This is a genomic window from Rhodoferax sp. GW821-FHT07F03, assembly GCF_059418745.1.
Genome location: NZ_JBWKQM010000020.1, coordinates 17,002 through 34,586, shown reverse-complemented (window position 1 = coordinate 34,586; position 17,585 = coordinate 17,002). Strand labels below are relative to the sequence as shown.

Annotated in this window: 16 protein-coding genes; 11 read left to right on the top strand and 5 right to left on the bottom strand. The window is 62.9% G+C overall.

What is annotated here, in order from left to right; all coding sequences use genetic code 11:
* Positions 1-3 precede the first annotated feature (3 nt).
* The 8 genes from AC07R0_RS24390 (at position 4) to AC07R0_RS24355 (ending at position 6,368) form a co-directional block, all read left to right on the top strand.
* Positions 4-999 (top strand): FecCD family ABC transporter permease, encoded by a 996-nt coding sequence (locus AC07R0_RS24390; RefSeq protein ID WP_495106830.1) that lies wholly within the window; start codon positions 4-6, stop codon positions 997-999.
* Complete coding sequence (locus AC07R0_RS24385) at positions 996-1,766, top strand: ABC transporter ATP-binding protein (protein ID WP_495106829.1); 771 nt, start codon at positions 996-998, stop codon at positions 1,764-1,766. Before AC07R0_RS24390 ends, AC07R0_RS24385 begins: the two co-directional genes overlap by 4 nt.
* 5 nt (positions 1,767-1,771) lie before the next feature.
* Complete coding sequence (bluB, locus tag AC07R0_RS24380) at positions 1,772-2,443, top strand: 5,6-dimethylbenzimidazole synthase (RefSeq protein ID WP_495106828.1); 672 nt, start codon at positions 1,772-1,774, stop codon at positions 2,441-2,443.
* A 5-nt stretch (positions 2,444-2,448) separates the two neighbouring features.
* Complete coding sequence (locus AC07R0_RS24375; protein ID WP_495106827.1) at positions 2,449-2,877, top strand: GNAT family acetyltransferase; 429 nt, start codon at positions 2,449-2,451, stop codon at positions 2,875-2,877.
* Positions 2,878-2,903: 26 nt separating this feature from the next.
* The gene (locus tag AC07R0_RS24370; protein WP_495106826.1) at positions 2,904-3,284 is read left to right on the top strand and encodes a cupin domain-containing protein; all 381 of its coding nucleotides are present in this window, start codon (positions 2,904-2,906) and stop codon (positions 3,282-3,284) included.
* Between the two features lie 4 nt (positions 3,285-3,288).
* A complete protein-coding gene (gene cbiB, locus AC07R0_RS24365; RefSeq protein WP_495106825.1) occupies positions 3,289-4,266 on the top strand; it encodes an adenosylcobinamide-phosphate synthase CbiB in 978 nt (325 codons plus the stop codon).
* Positions 4,267-4,360: 94 nt separating this feature from the next.
* Positions 4,361-5,314: an SAM-dependent methyltransferase gene (locus AC07R0_RS24360; RefSeq protein ID WP_495106824.1), complete on the top strand. Its 954-nt coding sequence runs from the start codon at positions 4,361-4,363 to the stop codon at positions 5,312-5,314.
* 94 nt (positions 5,315-5,408) lie between these two features.
* Positions 5,409-6,368, top strand: a complete 960-nt coding sequence (locus AC07R0_RS24355; protein WP_495106823.1) for an aminotransferase class I/II-fold pyridoxal phosphate-dependent enzyme — start codon at positions 5,409-5,411, stop codon at positions 6,366-6,368.
* 1,645 nt (positions 6,369-8,013) lie between these two features.
* On the opposite strand, the gene AC07R0_RS24350 is transcribed toward AC07R0_RS24355, so the two are convergent.
* Positions 8,014-9,066, bottom strand: a complete 1,053-nt coding sequence (locus AC07R0_RS24350; RefSeq protein ID WP_495106822.1) for a Gfo/Idh/MocA family protein — start codon at positions 9,064-9,066, stop codon at positions 8,014-8,016.
* 97 nt (positions 9,067-9,163) lie between these two features.
* Here AC07R0_RS24350 and AC07R0_RS24345 point away from each other — a divergent pair, with 97 nt between their 5' ends.
* Positions 9,164-10,090 carry a LysR family transcriptional regulator gene (locus AC07R0_RS24345; protein ID WP_495106821.1) on the top strand — a complete coding sequence of 309 codons (927 nt, stop codon included), beginning with the start codon at positions 9,164-9,166 and terminating at the stop codon, positions 10,088-10,090.
* Positions 10,091-10,099: 9 nt separating this feature from the next.
* Here AC07R0_RS24345 and AC07R0_RS24340 read toward each other — a convergent pair whose 3' ends face one another.
* Complete coding sequence (locus tag AC07R0_RS24340) at positions 10,100-12,385, bottom strand: coiled-coil domain-containing protein (RefSeq protein ID WP_495106820.1); 2,286 nt, start codon at positions 12,383-12,385, stop codon at positions 10,100-10,102.
* 327 nt (positions 12,386-12,712) lie between these two features.
* Here AC07R0_RS24340 and nosP point away from each other — a divergent pair, with 327 nt between their 5' ends.
* A complete protein-coding gene (gene nosP, locus AC07R0_RS24335; RefSeq protein WP_495106819.1) occupies positions 12,713-13,870 on the top strand; it encodes a nitric oxide-sensing protein NosP in 1,158 nt (385 codons plus the stop codon).
* On the top strand, positions 13,863-15,002 hold the full coding sequence (locus AC07R0_RS24330; RefSeq protein ID WP_495106818.1) for a sensor domain-containing diguanylate cyclase: 1,140 nt from the start codon (positions 13,863-13,865) through the stop codon (positions 15,000-15,002). Before nosP ends, AC07R0_RS24330 begins: the two co-directional genes overlap by 8 nt.
* Positions 15,003-15,157: 155 nt before the next feature.
* Here AC07R0_RS24330 and AC07R0_RS24325 read toward each other — a convergent pair whose 3' ends face one another.
* From AC07R0_RS24325 to aroQ, 3 genes are all read right to left on the bottom strand, one after another.
* Positions 15,158-16,120: an AEC family transporter gene (locus AC07R0_RS24325; RefSeq protein WP_495106817.1), complete on the bottom strand. Its 963-nt coding sequence runs from the start codon at positions 16,118-16,120 to the stop codon at positions 15,158-15,160.
* Between the two features lie 79 nt (positions 16,121-16,199).
* Entirely contained in the window at positions 16,200-17,033 is an 834-nt protein-coding gene (locus AC07R0_RS24320; RefSeq protein ID WP_495106816.1) for a shikimate dehydrogenase family protein, read from the bottom strand.
* A gap of 9 nt (positions 17,034-17,042) precedes the next feature.
* Positions 17,043-17,492, bottom strand: coding sequence for a type II 3-dehydroquinate dehydratase (aroQ, locus tag AC07R0_RS24315; protein WP_495106815.1), 450 nt, complete (start codon positions 17,490-17,492; stop codon positions 17,043-17,045).
* Positions 17,493-17,585 lie beyond the last annotated feature (93 nt).

The window sequence follows — 17,585 nt, the reverse complement described above, 5'->3', positions numbered from 1 at the left end:
CCCGTGCACCTGCGTAAAGCTTGGCCCACGGGAGCGGCATTGCTGCTGTTGTCCCTGGCCTTGTTGCTGGTCGGCGCCAGCATTGGTAGCACCGGTCTGGACAGCCTGCTGGCCGCGCGCCATGACCCGGTGGCGCTGCAGATCTTGTGGGACATCCGCCTGCCGCGCACCTTGGGCGCCTGGCTGGCGGGGGCCTTGTTTGCATTGGCTGGTGCTGTGGCCCAGGGGCTGTTTCGCAATCCGCTGGCCGACCCGTATCTGCTGGGCAGTGCGTCCGGGGCTTCGCTGGCGATTGCCGTGGCCCTGGCGCTGCTGGGCGTGTCGCCGGCCGCTACCGCCTGGCTGGTGCGCCTCGGGCTGACGGGCGCGGCCTTCGCCGGCGCGGTGGGTGGCGTGCTGCTGACCCTGGTGCTGGCGCGTGGCGTGCAGCACACACTGCGCCTGCTGCTTGCTGGCGTGATCGTCGGCGTGGTGCTGGGCGCCGCCAAAGACCTGGTGCTGCAGGCCGCGCCCGAGATCTTGAGCGCCAGCGTGGGCTTCAACCTGGGCACCACCGGCTTCATAGGCTGGAGCGCCTGCGTGCTGATGGCCGGCGTGTGGGCGCTGTGCCTGTTGGTGGCCTGGGTGCTGGCGCCGGTGCTGGACGGCCTGAGCCTGGGCGAGGCCACCGCGCGCAGCCTGGGCCTGCCGCTGCTACAGATGCGGGCCGCGTTGATTGCGGTGCTGGCACTGGCCACCGGCACGGCCGTGGCGCAGAGCGGCATGATCGCCTTCGTCGGCCTGGTGGCGCCGCACCTGGCGCACTCTCTGGTGCCCACCACGCATGGCCGCTGGATGATTTTGTCCAGCCTGACCGGCGGTGTGCTGCTGATGGCGGCCGACATCCTGGCACGCTGGCTGACCGCGCCTCAAGAGCTGCCGGTGGGCGTGTTGACGGCCGCACTGGGCGGTTGCTATCTGCTCTGGCGCATGCACAAGCGTACCGCGGGTGTGCTATGAATAATATAGCTATCTACGCAAATGGAATCTGCGCTAGCCTTGGAAATATGCCTGTATTGCATGGCGTTGACCTGGCGCTGGGCGCAGGCCGCTGGACCAGCATCGTCGGCCCCAACGGCGCCGGCAAATCCACTTTGCTCAAGGTGCTGGCCGGCTTGCTGCCCTGCACCGGCCGCGTCGAGCTGCTGGGCCAGCCCTTGGCCGCCTTATCGGGCCGCCAGCGCGCACAGCAGTTGGCCTGGCTAGGGCAGGGCGAAGCCAGTGCAGACGATTTGACGGTATGGGACGTGGCCATGCTCGGCCGCCTGCCGCACCAGCCCTGGCTGGCCGCACCCAGTGCCGCCGACCATGCCGCCGTAGAGCAGGCCCTGCGCGCCACCCAGGCCTGGGACTGGCGCGCCCGCAGCCTGGGCCAGTTGTCCGGCGGCGAGCGCCAGCGCGTGCTGCTGGCACGGGCCCTGGCGGTGCAGGCACCCGTGCTGTTGATGGACGAACCCCTGGCCAACCTGGACCCGCCGCACCAGACCGATTGGCTGCTGCTGGTGCGTGCGCTGGTGGCGCGCGGCCATACCGTGGTCAGCGTGCTGCATGAGGTGTCCATGGCCTTGCAGGCCGACGACATGCTGGTGCTGGCCCAGGGCCGGGTGCTGCACCAGGGCGCCTGTGGTGACGCCGCCAGCCACCGCGCGCTGGAAGATGTTTTTGACGGACGTATCGCCGTCCACCGCATCGCCAATCAATGGGTTGCGCTACCAAAACTAGAGTGAACAGAATGAACGACCACGCCTTCAGCGCGCCCGAGCGCCAAGCCGTCTACCGCGCCATCTACGAGCGCCGTGACATGCGCCACTTCAATGGCGGCGAGGTCGCGCCCGAGCTGCTGCGCCGCCTCTTGCTGGCCGCACACCACGGCCCCAGCGTGGGCTTCATGCAGCCCTGGCGCTTCATCCGTGTCTCGGCGCCAGCGCTGCGCCAGCAACTGCACACGGTGGTAGAGGTGGAGCGCATCCGCACCGCCCAGGCCATGGGCGAGCGCGAGGACGACTTCATGCGCCTGAAGGTGCAGGGCCTGCTGGACGCCGCCGAGCTGTTGGCCGTGGTGTTGCCCGATGGGCGCGAAAAGCACATCTTCGGCCGCCGCACCCTGCCGCAGATGGACCTGGCCTCCACCTCCTGCGCCATCCAGAACCTGTGGCTCGCTGCGCGCGCCGAGGGCCTGGGCATGGGCTGGGTGTCGATCTTCGACCCGCTCACCGTGGCCGAGGTGTTGGGCCTGCCCGCAGGCGCCGAGCCGGTGGGCCTGCTGTGCCTGGGGCCGGTGGCCCAGTTCTACGACCGGCCCATGCTGGAGGAAGAGAACTGGGCCCGCCGCGAGGCCCTGGCCGACCTGGTGTTCGACGACCAGTGGGGCCAGGCATCCACCTTGTTCGCGGAGGGACAATAGCCTTTATGCAGATCCGTAGCTACCAAACCTCCGACGAAGCCGCCGTCGTCGCTCTGTGGCAGGCCTGCGGCCTGACCCGCCCCTGGAACGATCCCTACAAAGACATCGCCCGCAAGTTGCAGGTGCAGCCCGAGCTGTTTCTGGTGGGCGAGCTGGACGGTCAACTGATCGCATCGGCCATGGCCGGCTACGACGGCCACCGTGGCTGGGTCAACTACCTGGCCGTGGCGCCTAGCCACCAGCGCCGCGGCTATGCGGCCCAATTGATGCAGCACATCGAGCAACAGCTGCTGGCGCTGGGCTGCCCCAAGCTGAACATGCAGGTGCGCACCAGCAACAGCGCCGTGCTGGCCTTTTACCGCCGCCTGGGCTACGCACAGGACGAGGCCGTGAGCCTGGGCAAGCGCCTGATACCCGACGGCCCTGCGCAGTGAGCGCTCTGATCAAACCAAGGATTTCCATGACACCCATCAGTTCCCCTGCCGACATTGCCGCATCGCTGACCGAGCATTGGTCGCCCCGCGTGATCGCCGAGCTGGATGATTCGTACATCAAGGTCGCCAAGGTGCTGGGCTCGCTGGCCTGGCACAGCCATGAACACGAGGACGAGCTGTTCATGGTGCTCAAAGGCCATCTGCGTATCGAGCTGGAAACCGGCGTGGTCGATCTGTGCCAGGGCGAGATGTATGTCGTGCCCAAAGGCACGCGACACAACCCGGTGGCGGAGGAGGAATGCCACATCATGCTGATCGAGCGCAAATCGACCCTGCACACCGGCGACGTGGCCACTGAAAAAACGCGTTCACTCGCAGACCAGTTGCGGCCGCTCGCCCGTGCTTGAAAGCATGCTGCTGATTGCTGTCGTCCTGTTGATTGCGCTCGTGGTGGACTGGCGTCTGGGCGAGCCGCCCAGCTGGTGCCACCCGGTGGTGTGGATAGGCAAGGCCCTGGGTTGGGCTGGGCGCCGCGTGGCACCACTGGACGGTCCGGTGCCCGCACCCGACCCGGATTACAAGTCTTTTTGGCTGGGGGCGCTGGTTTGGTGTGCGGGGGCAGCTATGGTTTGCATAGCAGCTGTGGCGGCGCAAAAAGGCTTGCTATGGCTGCCGCAGCACTATCAAAGCCTGTGGGCCACGGCGCTTTCCGTGGTGCTGCTAGGCCTGTTGCTCAAGCCGCTGCTGGCCTGGGCCATGCTGTACAGCGAGGTGCAAGCGGTCGAGGACGCGCTGGCCCAGTCACTGGACGCAGGCCGGGAACGCCTGTCCTGGCTGGTCAGCCGTGACGTCACGCAGCTCAGCGAGAGCGAGGTGCGTGAAAGCGCCATCGAGTCGTTGGCCGAGAACCTGAACGACTCGGTCGTCGCGCCCATCTTCTGGTTCTTGCTGCTGGGCTTGCCCGGCGCGGCGCTGTACCGTTTCGCCAATACCGCCGACGCCATGTGGGGCTACCGTGGCGTGCGCAACGGCCAAGTCTGGGAGTGGGCCGGCAAATGGGCGGCCTGGGCCGACGACGTGCTGAGCTGGTTGCCCGCGCGCATTACCGCCGTGCTGTTGCTGCTGGTCTCTGGCGGCCGCGGTTGGCGCGCGCTGGTCACACAAGCTGCCTACACTCCCTCTCCGAATAGTGGCTGGCCCATGGCCGCCATGGCTTTGGCGCTGGATGTGCGGCTGGGCAAGCCGGGTGTTTACATCTTGCATCCTACCGGCAGAGCACCGGGCGCGGTGGATATGTACCGGGCCGGTATCCATGCGCGTAATGCACTGCTGGCGCTGGTTTTGCTTGCGCTTCTTGCTCTGTTTTTTGTAGCGAAATGGGTTCCCTGAGATATTTATAGTCGGCGGCACCAGTGCTTTCGATAGAGCACCGCCAACGACAAGCTCTTCAACAACACTTCCGTGTACTCGCAGAAAAAGACGAATGAAAAATCTTAACGAAACCTTGTCATCAAGGACCCGCCAGGACCAACTCATTTCCCACGGTGCCGGTCCACGGGACGGCGACAGTGATCTGTTGCAATCCATCCGGTCGCGGCTTCATCAGGCGGGCGACCTTCCCGGCGCCACGGTGGACCAACAAATTCAATTGCTAGAGGCTTTGTCCGCATTTGCGTTGGGGCGGTTCCTGCTGGAAAACCGGGGCCTGAACGCCTACTGGACGCACCAATTGGTAACTTACCGTCCTGGTAGCACTGCTACACATGCGATGACCGCTCTGGAGCATCGGATATTTGAGAAGTTGCCGGCGGTGCTGGCAACCCGGGAGCGGTTTGGCATATTTCAGCAGCAATTGCAGGCCTTGCTTCGGCCTGGGCTGGTGCTGGCGTCGGTCCCTTGCGGTTTGATGGGCGAATTGCTGCTGCTTGATTACGGCCAGCACCCGGACGTGACTCTGGTGGGCATCGATCTGGACCAGCAGGCTTTGAACGGCGCGTCAGAGCTGGCGCGGGATCGTGGGCTGACAAAGCGTTTGTCGCTCCACCTCGAAGATGCATGGACGCCGCAGCCGAACGCCACGGTGGACGTACTGACCAGCAATGGCCTCAATATCTATGAGCCAGACCACGTCCGCGTAACGGCTCTATACCGGTCGTTCTTCGATATGCTGAAGCCGGGTGGCACGCTCATCACCAGCTTCTTGACGCCGCCGCCCGCCTTGTCCGCTGAATCTCCGTGGAACATGGCGGAAGTGGACTCGGAATCGTTGGCGCTGCAGCATGTGATGTTTGTGCGTGTCATTGAGGCAAAGTGGAGTGCCTTCCGTACCCATGCACAAACGATGGTCCAGCTGCAGGATGCCGGCTTTGCCGATATCCGCTTCATCGATGACCGCGCCCGGATGTTCCCCACCGTGGTCGCGCAGAAGCCGCTCTGACGATGCTTGCGCCGGCCATTCGTCTGGTCATTCAGGTAAATTTACCTTTCACGTCTATTCCATCTGCGCAGCGTGCTATATATTTGATAGTGCAATGACTTCGCTATTCACCCACGGCGGCCCGGATGCGTTGGGCGTACCACGTTGGGATTTTTCCACCAACAGCAACGCCTGCGGTCCGTGCCCGCACGCCCTGGCCGATCTGCAGCAGGCTGACGCTACGCGCTATCCGGACCCGCACTACACGGCCCTGAAAGAGCAGCTGGCAGCCTTTCACGGCGTGGGCACGCAGCGCGTCCTGCTGGCAGGCAGTGCCAGCGAGTTCATCCACCGTATCAGCGCTGTGCATCAGCGTCAGCGCGTGTACCTGCCGAAGCACCATTACGGCGACTATCTGCAAGCCGCCCAGGCCTGGGGGCTGATACAGGCCGATGCGCAGCAAGCCCAGCTGCTGTGGACCTGCGAGCCATCCAGCCCCTTGGGCCAGGCCCACCCTGGTCTGGCGGAATTGGTGGACGGCTTGCGGCCCGACCAGCAGCTGGTGCTGGACTGCGCCTATGCCCCGCTGCGTCTGGACGGTGCCCCGAGCCTGGATGCCACCCAGCGCGACCGGGTCTGGCAGATGTGGACGCCCAACAAGGCCCTGGGCCTGACAGGCATACGCGCGGCTTACGTGATCGCGCCGCTAGGCGCGGATGTGCAGGCCGTGTCCATGCTGTGCCCGTCCTGGCCGGTGGGCGCGCACGGTGTGGCCATGCTGCAAGCCTGGTGCCGCCCGGCTAGCCAGCAGTGGCTGGCGCAGAGCCTGGTAAAGCTGCGGGCCTGGAAGGCCCGGCAGATCATCCTGTGTCGCACCCTGGGCTGGGAATGCCTACCCAGCAGCGCGAACTTCTTTTGCACCCGGCCCAGCGGGGACGATTTACCGCTGCGCCTGCAGCGCCTGCGCGCGCGTGGCATCAAGCTGCGGGACGCGGCGTCTTTTGGCTTGCCGGGTTATGTGCGGCTGGGGGTGCTGCCGCCGTTGGGGCAGGATGCGTTGGCGGCGCCGGGGTAGGGGTGGGCGGAGCGGCAGTCTTTGGGGCTGCGGCATAGATGAACCCGGCTACTAGGAAACTCAGGAAGAGTAGTGCTTGTAGAAGAGCAAACATGCCCTGCCATTGCAGCGCCTTAATGACAGGCAGGTACCCGACTTGTGGATTGTTCAGGTGCTTTTTGAGTTGTCGAGTTACAAGCCAGGCAACCCAACGAGGAAATGGAATGAAGTACTCGCGGAGCACTCGCTCAAGGCGAATACCTGTCTCCAGCGTAATACCCCATATGCTCGCACTCTCCTCAATCTTCTTCTCTTCGTCTTGGTGCCTTGCAAGATGCTCAGTAAAAGTTTTGCGAACCGCTGCTCCTGTTTCTATTTGGATCTCGCACCGTAGGGCGTATAGCCTCGAAATCAGGCCAAAAAGGCAAGAGACGCAAAGGAGCGCGCCGCAAGTAAGGTACCCGACTTGAGTGATGAAAGGTAGTAGCTTGTCAGCGTTTGTGATGAAGAATGCTGCGACGGTAGCAGTACCGACTAGGAGCCACGTTGAAAACTCAGCGATTGGTTTGCTTGCTTTGAAGCTAGCCTCGAACATAGAAGACACGATCGCGTTTTCAGCGTTTTGACGCGCGAGACGGTTCCACTCGAGGAGAGGTGTTGTTCTGGGATCGGCGGTCATTTAAATCTAACGAATGAAAGGAGCTTCCCCATCCCAAGCCAATTGCATCTCTTGGGGTTGCAGTGATCGGCCACAAAATGCCACGATGGAGAGGCCCAGCTTTTCATCAAAGTACTCGCTTGAATGGAGGAAGTTCATGGCCATCGTAACCGTAGGCATCGCTCTGGCAAGGAGCGTTTTTGTCGGCACAGTGTGAAAACTGCGTGCATAGTCGATTTGTCGCGTGCCGAAGTCTTGCGCGCTGACTCGCCTAATCGTTATGAGTGCCTGCTTTGCTCGGACAGGCTATGCGGCTCTCGGCCGGGATGTGCGCCCGGCGGCGCAGTAACTTTTCTTTTGCGCAAAAGAAAAGTCACCAAAAGAAAGGCGCCCCCACTGTCTGCGCCCTCCGCTGGCGCTACGGGAACCTGCGGTGCTCGCTTTGTGCGGGGTCTGGCTAAACTCGCTGCGCTCAAACAACGCCAGCCCTGATCCGCCCAAAGCTGTGCTCCTCGGCCCATACAGAGGGGGACCCCGGGGATCGGGATCGGTGGCGCTGTGCGCCACATCGCGCCTAGGGCGCGAGGCTGCTGCAGCCCGGCTGCGCCGGGCTGGGTATTGGCTGTTGGTATCTGGCTGTTTGGCTGTCCGCTCCCACGCCGTGTGGCGTCGGCGAGTAGCGCAGGGCTGGGCGGATCAGGGCCCGCGATTGTCTGAGGCCGAAGGCCGAGTTCGAGCGGGACCCCGACCAGACCGAGCAACGCAGCGTGCCCGGAGCGCAGCGCAGGGACGACGACTTCGGCTCGCCTTTCTTTTGGGTACTTTTCTTTGGCGAAGCAAAGAAGAAGTACCTCGCCCGCCGGGGCGAACTCCCGGCCGGGGATGCCAGTGGCGCCAACAAGCACAAATAAGCTACAAGCCAAATCGACCGCCGGCGCACAAGATAACTGCGCAAACAGCTGCGATTTCAGTAGCAAATGAACCGGGCGACCAGAAGGCGTAGACAGCCTAAACCTGCACCACCAGCCCCGTGCGGGCGGCTTCCGCAATGGCTTCGGTCACCCGCAGGTTCTGCACACCGTCGCGGGCGCTGACCAGCGGGGCGGCTTTGCTTTCTATGACGTCGGCGAAGTGGTTCATTTGGTGCTTCAGCGGGTCGTCGCGCACCATGCCGATGGTGCCTACCTCAAACTCCTTCCACCACGAGCGGTCTTCCGGGCGGGGGTAAGTTTTGATGCGCATGGTGGGTACGGCCAGGCTGCCCTGGGTGCCGGCGATGTGGTAGCAGTCTTCGTCGGTGTAGGTGGTGTAGGCCTTGTTTTCCTGGCTGGTTTGCTCCCAGCTGCGGGCGCTGGCGGCGGTGTCGGACAGCATGAAGCTGCCCAGCACGCCGTTGGCAAAGCGCAGGTTGATGGCCACCGTGTCTTCCACCGCGAAGCCGCGCGTAGCGTTGCTGGAAAAGGCCTGTACGGCGCTGATGTCGCCGCACAGCATGCGCAGGTTGTGCACCTCGTGGATCAGGTTGATGAGGATGGGGCCACCGCCGGCCTGGGTGCGCCAGGGGCCGTTGGCAAAGTAGTCGTCGGGTTTGTAGAACTGTGCGCTACCGGTCACGCTCACCAGGCGGCCCAGTTGGCCGCTGTCCACCACCTGCTGGGCCTTGGCCATGATGGGGCTGTGGGCGCGGTGGTGGCCTATGAGCACCCGGGCCTGCGTGTCTTCCACCACTTTTTGCAGTTGCAGCCCTTCGGCCAGGGTGGTGGCAATGGGCTTTTCCAGCAGGATGGGCATGCCGGCGGCGATGCATTCCAGCGCCTGCGGCACGTGCAGGTGGTTGGGCGTGGCCAGCAGCACGCCGTCGGGCCGGGCCTGGGCCAGCAGATCGGCCAGCGAGGTGAACAGCGGCACGCCGGCTTGCGTGGCGATGGCGACTCCGCCGGGCGAAGGGTCCACGATGGCCGACAGCACGCAGCGCGGGCTGCGCGCTAGCACGGCGATATGGGCCATGCCGATCATGCCGGCGCCGGCCACTGCGATACGGAGCTTATGGGAAGAAGTCATGTTATTTCTAGTGCGGGAATGCGGCATGCTACTCACAACCCATCTATTTGTAATTAGCGTTGAAATTGATTCACAATTAACGAATGGTGAACAATCAATGGTGAACATGCAGTGGGAGTTGATCGACCTGCGTGTTTTTTGCTGCGTGGCGCGGCGCAGCAGCTTTAATGCGGCGGCGGTGGAGCTGGGCATTTCCCCAGCCTATGTGAGCAAACGCGTGGCCGGGCTGGAGCAAGCCCTGGGGCTGGCGCTGTTCCACCGCACCACGCGCCGGGTGTCCATTACCGACGAGGGTGAAACTGCGCTGCTGTGGGCGCGCAAGGTGCTGGACACGGCCGACAGCCTGAGCCAGGAGGTGGGCCGCACCCGGGTCACGCCTTCGGGCACGCTGCGCATCAGTACCAGCCTGCGCCTGGGCCGCAACCATGTGGGCCACATCCTGGCGCAACTCAAGCGCCTGTACCCGGCGCTGGACATCTGGCTGGAGCTGGTGGATCGCCGGGTCGACGTGCTGGGCGAGGGCTTTGACGTCGACATCCGCGTGGGCGACATCAGCGAACCCTATCTGGTGGCGCACCCTGTGGCCAACAGCGTGCGCGTACTGTGCGCTGCGCCCAGCTACCTGGCGCGGCGCGGCACGCCCAAGACCCTGGCCGACCTGGCCCAGCACGATTGCCTGCTGTTCCGCGACCGCGACCAGGCCTACGGTGTGTGGCGGCTGCAAGGCCCGCAGGGCGCAGAGTCGGTCAAGGTCACCAGCACCCTGGGGTCCAACCACAGCGATGCGGTGCACAACTGGGCCGTCGACGGGCATGGCATCGTGTTGCTCTCCAGCTGGGATGTGGCTAGCCGGCTGCGCGACGGCAGCATGCAGCGCGTGCTACCGGCCTACCACCAGCAAGCGAATGTGTGGGCGGTGACGGCGACGCGGTTGGGCAATTCAGCCAAGCTGAAGGTCTGCGTGGACTACCTGGTGCAGCAGCTGCAGCAGGGAGAGTTTGCGTTGGAGGTGTTTGGGGCTTGAGGCTGCTGCTCAATACAGCCGTATCGCCATGTCGAAGTACCAGGTGCGGCGGATTTCGATCACGTCGAACTCGCGGGCCAGGGCAGGTTGGAAGGCCTGGTAGTTCGCCTGGCCGTAGATGATGCGGCGAATTGCCTCGTCGATGGCCGGCACGCCGCTGGAGATGACAAAGCTTACCGACTCCACCGAGCCATCGCTTCGAACGGCCACCAGCACCAAGGGATCGGCATGGGGTTGCTTGACGACTTGGCGGACTGCTGCGTCATAGGTCATGTTGAGCTCGATTTTGCGGGTCCAGGCTTCTGCGTAGCGCACCATTTCCTCGTTGGCATCGCTGCGGCCGAAGATGCGGCCTCGGCGCGCGCTACTCCAGGACGATGGCAAGGAAGAGGATGCGCGTGCGGCATCTGCAGCCGCGCGCTTATCGGCTTCTTCGTTCAGCTGCCGTCCTATGGCCTTGAGTTTTTCTTCGCGTTGTTCGGCCGCCAGGCGTTTTGCCTCTTGCTTGGCGGTCTCGGCCTGCGCGGCTTCCTGGCGGGCTGCGTTCTGGCGGTCGGCTTCAGCCTTTGCTGAGTTAGCGGCGTTGGCCGCTTCCTGCTGGGCAGCTTCTTGGCGCGCCGCCGCCTGCTTCGCGGCTTCCTGCCGTTCTGCCTCTTGTTTAGCCTCTTGCTTAGCGGCTCCGGCCCTTGCCGCCTCTTGCTGCGCCGCTTGGCGTTCTGCCTCGCGTCGCGAGGCTTCTGCTTTGGCGGCCTCCTGGCGTGCAGTTTCCTGCTTGGCCGCTTTGGTACGTGCTGTCTCTTGTTTGGCTGCCTCGGTCCTTGCCGCCTCCTGGCGCGCGGCAGCTTGGCGTTCGGCCTCGGCGCGGGCGGTTTTGGCCGCTTCCTGCTGGGCGGCCTCTTGCTTTGCCGCGTCCAGGCGCTCGGTTTCCCGCCGTGCGGCTTCTACCTTGGCGGCCTCCAGGCGGGCCGCCTCTTGCTTGGCAGCCTCGGCCCGGGCGGCTTCTTGCCGGGCTGCGGCTTGGCGCTCGGCTTCCCGCCGCGCAGCTTCAACCTTGGCGGCTTCCAGGCGTTCGGCTTCAGCCTTGGCAGCGGCCTGGCGTTCTGCCTCCCGGCGCGCGGCTTCGATCCTGGCTGCCTCTTGGCGCGCGGCCGCCTGCTTGGCGGCTTCCATGCGCTCGGTTTCTTGCTTGGCTGCTTCGGCCCGCGCAGCCTCCAGGCGTGCAACTTCTTGGCGTGCAGCGGTTTGGCGTTCGGCTTCGGCGCGTGCCGCCTTGGCGGCATTTGCGGCCTCTTGTTGGGCTGCCTCTAGCCGTGCGGCGGCTTGTTTGGCTGCCTCCAGTCGTTCGGTTTCCTGCTTGGCGGCCTCGGTCCTGGCCGTTTCTAGTCGCGCAGTATCCTGGCGTGCGCTGGCCTGGCGCTCGGCCTCTTGGCGTTCACGCTCGTGCTTGGCAGCTTCGACTCGGGCGGTTTCCAAGCGCTCGGCTTCGGCGCGGGCGACGGTCAGGACCTGTTGTTGCGCCTCGGCCTGCCGTACGGCCTCGGCCTGTGCGGCTTCCTGGCGGCTGGTTTCTTGCCGTATCGTCTCCTGGCGCGTGGCTTCGGCCCGGGCCGTTTCCTGGCGGAGGGCGTCTTGGCGCAAGCTCTCTTGGCGTTCTGCTTCCTGCCTGGTCGTTTTGGCGCGCGCGGCCTGGGCTTCTTCCTGTTGTGTGGCGGCGAGGGCGGCGGCTTGTTGCGCAGCCTCCAGGCGTGCGACTTCTGCGCGGGCCGCCTCCAGGCGAGCCGTAGCCCGACGCTCGGCTTCCTTTTGCCGTACCTCCTGTCGAAGGGCCTCGGCTACCGCAGCGGCCTGGCGGGCAGCTTCTTGCCGGGCGAGCTGGGCGGCTTCCTGCTGCTTGGCTTTCAGGTGTTCCGCCTCTTGCTGCACCGTCTCTTGTGCGGGCGTAGGCAGCGCGATCCAAGTGGCGCCGTCGGGGGGTGTTGATGCTGTTTCGATTGTGTCTGTGGGCTCAGGGGGCGGTGTGGGCTGGTTATCCGTTCGTGGGCTTTCGGCTATGGCAGCACTGCGGGCGAGTGGTGCCACAGGTGTTGTACCTGCGGGCTCCGCGGTGCTGGCCCCGGTGTCCTGTGGAGGCTCTGTGCTAGAGGGCTCCGCCGGATCGAGCACGATGCGCAGTGCTGGTACCGCGCCGCGTCGTTCTTCCCAGGGGAAACCGAAACCCGGTAGTCCGTCTTCCTGGCCGTCGAAGGTCAAGCTGAGTAGCAGCGCATGGAACAGCAAGGAAATCAGCAGGCCCATGGGTAGCCGCGCGCGCGCATGCGTGCTGGGGCCTAGCCATTGCTCATCTATTGAAATAGGTGCTGCTTCTATTGACACGTGTTGATTGGCCCTACAGCTGTGCAAGGGCTGCCGGAGATATGCTGCAGCGGTGAATGTAGCCGGTGCAGCCGGCCCAAACACGATGTTGTGGAAACTTTGCTGGTGGGTATATCCAATGAGAGGCTATTCGGCCAAGCTTCATCCATGCTTCCACAGTTCGAAATAAATCACCAATCAAAATCATGACCTCAACCATAATGGGATGCGGTTAGAAATGTGATGGAGACAACGAAGGAGCCTGGACAAATGGGCATTCAAACCAGCATCCGCAGGGCGCAGTCCTGTGCTGTAGACGCGGTCGAGGCTGTGCGCGAATTTCATCAGGCCGTCGTCCAGGAAAACATTGCGCTCGTTGTTTTCTTTTGCTTTGGTACTTACGACTTGGAGGCGATTGCCGCAGAAATGCGGCGGCTGTTTGACGGGATTCAAGTCGTGGGGTGTACCACTGCGGGTGAAATTGGGCCCCAAGGCTACCGCGAGCGTAGCCTGAGCGGGGTGAGCTTTTCTGCCAGCGAATTCCATGCTGTCAGTGGTTGCATTGACCGCTTGCAGCAATTCACCAGTAGTACTGGATATTCCACTGTACAGACCTTGCTGCAAGCATTGGAAGCCCAGGCTCCACATGCGGACGCGAGCAACAGTTTTGCCTTTATGCTGATTGATGGTATGTCGGCACGTGAGGAGCTTGTGACCCATACATTGCAGAGGGCCCTGGGTGATATTGCGTTGGTTGGCGGTTCTACAGGCAATAACCTCAAATTCCGCAACACGCATGTTTATTTTCAGGGGCAGTTTTATTTGGACAGCTCGGTGTTGGTGTTGGTAAATACGCTGCTGCCGTTCAAGCTGTTCAAGACGCAGCACTTTGTCGCTACCGACGAAAGAATGGTGGTCACCGAGGCCGACCCCGCGCGTCGTTTGGTGATGGAGATCAACGGTTTGCCAGCGGCGCAGGAATATGCCCGCATGTTAGGGATTGATGCGAATGACCTAACTTCCGCCTGCTTTGCCGCCAACCCTGTGGTGGTGGTGATCAATGGAGCAAACTACGTGCGCTCCATCCAGAAAGCAAATCCCGATGGCAGTCTGACCTTCTTTTGCGCCATAGAAAGTGGCCTTGTGCTACGAACGGCGAAGGGCATAGATATTGAGGAAAACCTCAAGCAAGCCTTTGCGCGGGTACGCAGCCAAATCGGTCCACCGCAACTGGTTCTGGGTTTCGACTGCATATGGCGCAGACTGGAAATGTCACACGAACAGAAAGATCGCATCAACGAAGTCCTGGTGGACAACCATGTCATCGGCTTCAATACCTATGGTGAGCAATACCATGGTGTGCATGTCACCCAAACTTTTGTCGGTATTGCCATTGGCGCCAATGAGCATGGGAGCACCGATGCCTGACCAAGTGGCAACGCAGACGGGTTCTGGCGACGATGCCTTGAGGGGGGAAATTGCACGCCTGAACAAAATCATCCGTGCGTTGATGGACCGTGCGGAACGTAGTGCCAGCACGCTTGGCTCCGACTACGGCTTGTTTCAGAACACGGTCATGCTGGAGGAATTGGTGCATAGCCGGACGCAGGAACTGGAGCTTGCCTTACGCGAAAATGAGAAGATCAATCGCGCCCTGCGAGTGTCGGAGACACTATTTCGTGGTTTAGTGAACATGTCTTTGGTGGGCATTGTCATTGTCGAGGACGGAGTCATCAGCTATGCCAATGCCAAGTTCGCTGAAATTTTTGGCTATTCGGAAGACGAGGTTGTGGGATTGGCCCCCACGAACTTTGTGGTCGAACAAGACCGCCCTTTGGTTGCAGAAAACGTTCGGAAACGGCAGTGTGGAGAAGTTGACCGTGTTCACTACACATTCCGTGGCTTGCGCAAGGACGGCGTTGAAATAATTGTCGAAAACCATGGCAGCGGGATGGATGTTGGTGGGAAACGGCAGCTCATCAGCGTGCTCATGGACATCAGCGAACGAACCCGTGCTGAAAGCAATCTTCGGGCTTTGCAGGAGGAGTTACGCGAGCTGGCCATTCATGATCCTCTGACCGGTCTATATAACCGTCGCTACCTGGAGACAGCCTTGGAACGTGAACTTGTCGCGGCCCGGCGCCATGCGTATTCCGTCAGCGTGGTCATGGGAGACCTGGACCATTTCAAGCGTGTCAATGACCAGTATGGACATTTGGCGGGTGACGAGGTGCTGAGGATCTTCGGCAATTTGATGAAGCAACATGCTCGGGGTAGCGATATTTATTGTCGATACGGCGGGGAAGAGTTTTTGCTGGTCATGCCAAATACGGCGCAGGGTTCCGCAGTAGATAGAGCCGAGCAACTGCGCGGTGCGATGGCAGGTGCGCCAGTACCTTATGCCGATTCTCTGATTGAAGTCACTGCTTCATTTGGAGTCGCCACGTTTCCCCGCGATGGTGACAGCGGCGAAGCTTTAGTGGGTGCCGCTGACCGAGCGTTGTATGCGGCCAAGGCGGCCGGCCGCAATTGCGTCATGGTCGCGGACAAAGAGGATTAGCCAGCCCCCTCTCAAGGGTTGTTTTGTCTGTAGCCTGCCTAGGATCTTCAGAGTGGCGCTGCCAGGCTGGCGAGAGGTGCGTATTGTTGCTACGCAGCGGCCGTCCATTCGCCCAGAACGAATGGGTTATGTAGAGGCCGATTTAGCGCCCAAGCTCAGGCCACCCAACCCAGCAGATGGTGCATGGCCCACAGCAAGCTGCTGATGGTGAAAAACGAGCTGACGGTTGCCACCAGCAGGGCGGCGGCGGTGAAGCCTTCTAGCCCGTATTTCTGTGCGACCACCGGGTAGATGCTGAGCATGGGCATGGCGGCGAATAGCACGGCGGCGATGCGTAGCTCGGGCGCCACAACCAGCCCGGCGGGCAGCAGCCACAGCATGCTGAACACGGCCAAGGGGTGCAGCAGCAGCTTGCCGCAGGCCACCCAGGCCAGGTCGCGGCGCACACCGGCCAGCTTCAAACCGACCAGGCTGCCGCCGATAACGAACAGCGCCACCGGGCTGGAGGCGGTGGCCACGATTTGCACGGTTTGCGCCAGCACGGCCGGCAGTTGCAGGCCCAAAAGCGAGAAGCAAAAGCCGGCCAGTATGGCCAGCACCAAGGGGTTTCTCAGCAGGTTGCGTAGGCTGTTCAGCAAGGCGTGGTGCCAGCGCTGGGCGGCGTCCTGGCCTTCGTTGTCGGCCATGGCGAAGCACAGGGGTAGCACCAGCAGGTTCTCGACCAGCATGGTCAGGGCCAGGGCCACGCCTGCCGTGGGGCCCAGCAGCTGCAGCACGATGGGGTAGCCCACAAAGCCGCTGTTGGATGCGGCCATGCCCAGGCTTTGCATGGTGGCCAGCGGCATGCTTTGGCGGCGCAGCCGCAGCCCGACTAGCATGCCGATCAGCACTACGGTCAGTGAGCCGGCGGCGTAGGCCAGCAGGTAGGGGCCGTTGAGCACTTCGCCCAGCGGGCGCTTGGACAGGGCGTTGAAGATCAGCGCCGGCAGGCAGAAGTTGACGACGAAGCGGCCCAGCACCCGCATATCGGGCTTGTTGAACAGGCCAAAGCGCACAGAGAGGAAACCCGCTGCGATGATCAGGTAGATCGGCGTGGTGATGGCCAGGATTTGCAGCATGCTTGGTGTGATGTGGCGGTAGGGGACGTACGGGCCGGGTCTGTCAAAAAATAGACAGACCCAGCCTGTGCAAGGGCGTTCAGTACTTCAGCGTGGCGACTTCGCGCAGCACCTCGGCCGTGGTACTGGGCAGGCCGAAGAATTCCAGATAGGCCGGGATCTGCTCGAACAGCATGTCGGTGCCCACCTGCACCCGGCAGCCTCGTGCCTGGGCAGCGGCCAGGAAGGCGGTGGTTTCGGCCTTCATCACCACTTCGCCCACAAAGGCGGTGGGGGCGATACGGTCTACGTCCATGGGCAGCGGGTCGCCCTCGTTCATGCCCATGGGCGTGGCGTTGACCACCAGGTCGCAGCCGGCTGGGTCGTTGGAGCCGGTTTCCACCAGCAAGGCGGGGTAGTGCTGGCGCAGGCGGCTGGCCAGGCCTTCCATGGACGGTGTGTAGGCGTCGAACAGCTGCAGCGTGCTGACGCCGGCTGCCGCCAGCGAGGCCGCGATGGCCGAGCCCACGCCGCCGCACCCTACCACCAGGGCGCGGATGCCGGTCAGGTTCTGGCCCTTGCGCAGCACGCCGCGCACAAAGCCTTCACCGTCGAACATATCGCCGACCAGGCGGCCGTCTTCGGTGCGGCGCACGGCGTTGCAGGCGCCGGCGATCTGCGCCGTAGGCGAGACCTCGTCCAGCAGGCCGGCTGTGGTGACTTTGTGCGGCATGGTGATCAGCGCGCCGCGGATATTCTGCAGACTGAACACGGCACGCAGAAACGTGGGGTAGTCCTCGGTCTTGCAGCCCATGGGTACGACCACGGCGTCAATGCCGGCCTGGTCGAAATAGGGGTTGTAGATCATCGGCGCCTTGAAGGCGTGGGTGGGGAAGCCGATGTGGGCGATGAGCTCGGTTTTGCCGGAAATCATGGCGCGTCCTCAGGCCTTTTGTGCTGCCTGGGCAGCGGATACACCGGCACGTAGGCCCAGCAGATAGCTCTCGGCGCCAAAGCCGCAGATCTGGCCCTTGACGATTTCACCGAACACCGAGTGGTGGCGGAATTCCTCGCGGGCGTGGATGTTGGACATATGCACCTCGATGATGGGGCAGGGCAGGATGGCTAGCGCATCGCGGATGCCGTAGCTGTAGTGCGTCCAGGCGCCGGCGTTGATCAGTACCGCGTCCACCTTGTCGGCGTAGGCCTGGTGGATGCGCTCGCACATGGCGCCTTCGTGGTTGGTCTGGAAGTGCTCTACCGTGGCGCCCAACTCCTGGCCCAGGGTCACCAGGCTGGTGTTGATCTGGTCCAGCGTGGTGGTGCCGTATTGCTTGGGGTCGCGTTTGCCAAACATGTTCAGGTTGACGCCGTGGAGTACGAGGATGCGCATGGGAGTTCCTTGGGTTGAGGGGCCGGACGAGCGGAGGTGGATGCGGGTGTTGAACCCTGCATGTTATCGCTAGAATGACCAAAAATGTACTAA

Bases quoted from the DNA above. Each gene is read 5' to 3' on its own strand.
- AC07R0_RS24385 (WP_495106829.1), top strand. From the start codon at position 996: ATGAATAATATAGCTATCTACGCAAATGGAATCTGCGCTAGCCTTGGA.
- bluB (WP_495106828.1), top strand. From the start codon at position 1,772: ATGAACGACCACGCCTTCAGCGCGCCCGAGCGCCAAGCCGTCTACCGC.
- AC07R0_RS24375 (WP_495106827.1), top strand. From the start codon at position 2,449: ATGCAGATCCGTAGCTACCAAACCTCCGACGAAGCCGCCGTCGTCGCT.
- AC07R0_RS24370 (WP_495106826.1), top strand. From the start codon at position 2,904: ATGACACCCATCAGTTCCCCTGCCGACATTGCCGCATCGCTGACCGAG.
- cbiB (WP_495106825.1), top strand. From the start codon at position 3,289: ATGCTGCTGATTGCTGTCGTCCTGTTGATTGCGCTCGTGGTGGACTGG.
- AC07R0_RS24360 (WP_495106824.1), top strand. From the start codon at position 4,361: ATGAAAAATCTTAACGAAACCTTGTCATCAAGGACCCGCCAGGACCAA.
- AC07R0_RS24355 (WP_495106823.1), top strand. From the start codon at position 5,409: ATGACTTCGCTATTCACCCACGGCGGCCCGGATGCGTTGGGCGTACCA.
- AC07R0_RS24350 (WP_495106822.1), bottom strand. From the start codon at position 9,066: ATGACTTCTTCCCATAAGCTCCGTATCGCAGTGGCCGGCGCCGGCATG.
- AC07R0_RS24345 (WP_495106821.1), top strand. From the start codon at position 9,164: ATGGTGAACATGCAGTGGGAGTTGATCGACCTGCGTGTTTTTTGCTGC.
- AC07R0_RS24340 (WP_495106820.1), bottom strand. From the start codon at position 12,385: ATGGGCCTGCTGATTTCCTTGCTGTTCCATGCGCTGCTACTCAGCTTG.
- nosP (WP_495106819.1), top strand. From the start codon at position 12,713: ATGGGCATTCAAACCAGCATCCGCAGGGCGCAGTCCTGTGCTGTAGAC.
- AC07R0_RS24330 (WP_495106818.1), top strand. From the start codon at position 13,863: ATGCCTGACCAAGTGGCAACGCAGACGGGTTCTGGCGACGATGCCTTG.
- AC07R0_RS24325 (WP_495106817.1), bottom strand. From the start codon at position 16,120: ATGCTGCAAATCCTGGCCATCACCACGCCGATCTACCTGATCATCGCA.
- AC07R0_RS24320 (WP_495106816.1), bottom strand. From the start codon at position 17,033: ATGATTTCCGGCAAAACCGAGCTCATCGCCCACATCGGCTTCCCCACC.
- aroQ (WP_495106815.1), bottom strand. From the start codon at position 17,492: ATGCGCATCCTCGTACTCCACGGCGTCAACCTGAACATGTTTGGCAAA.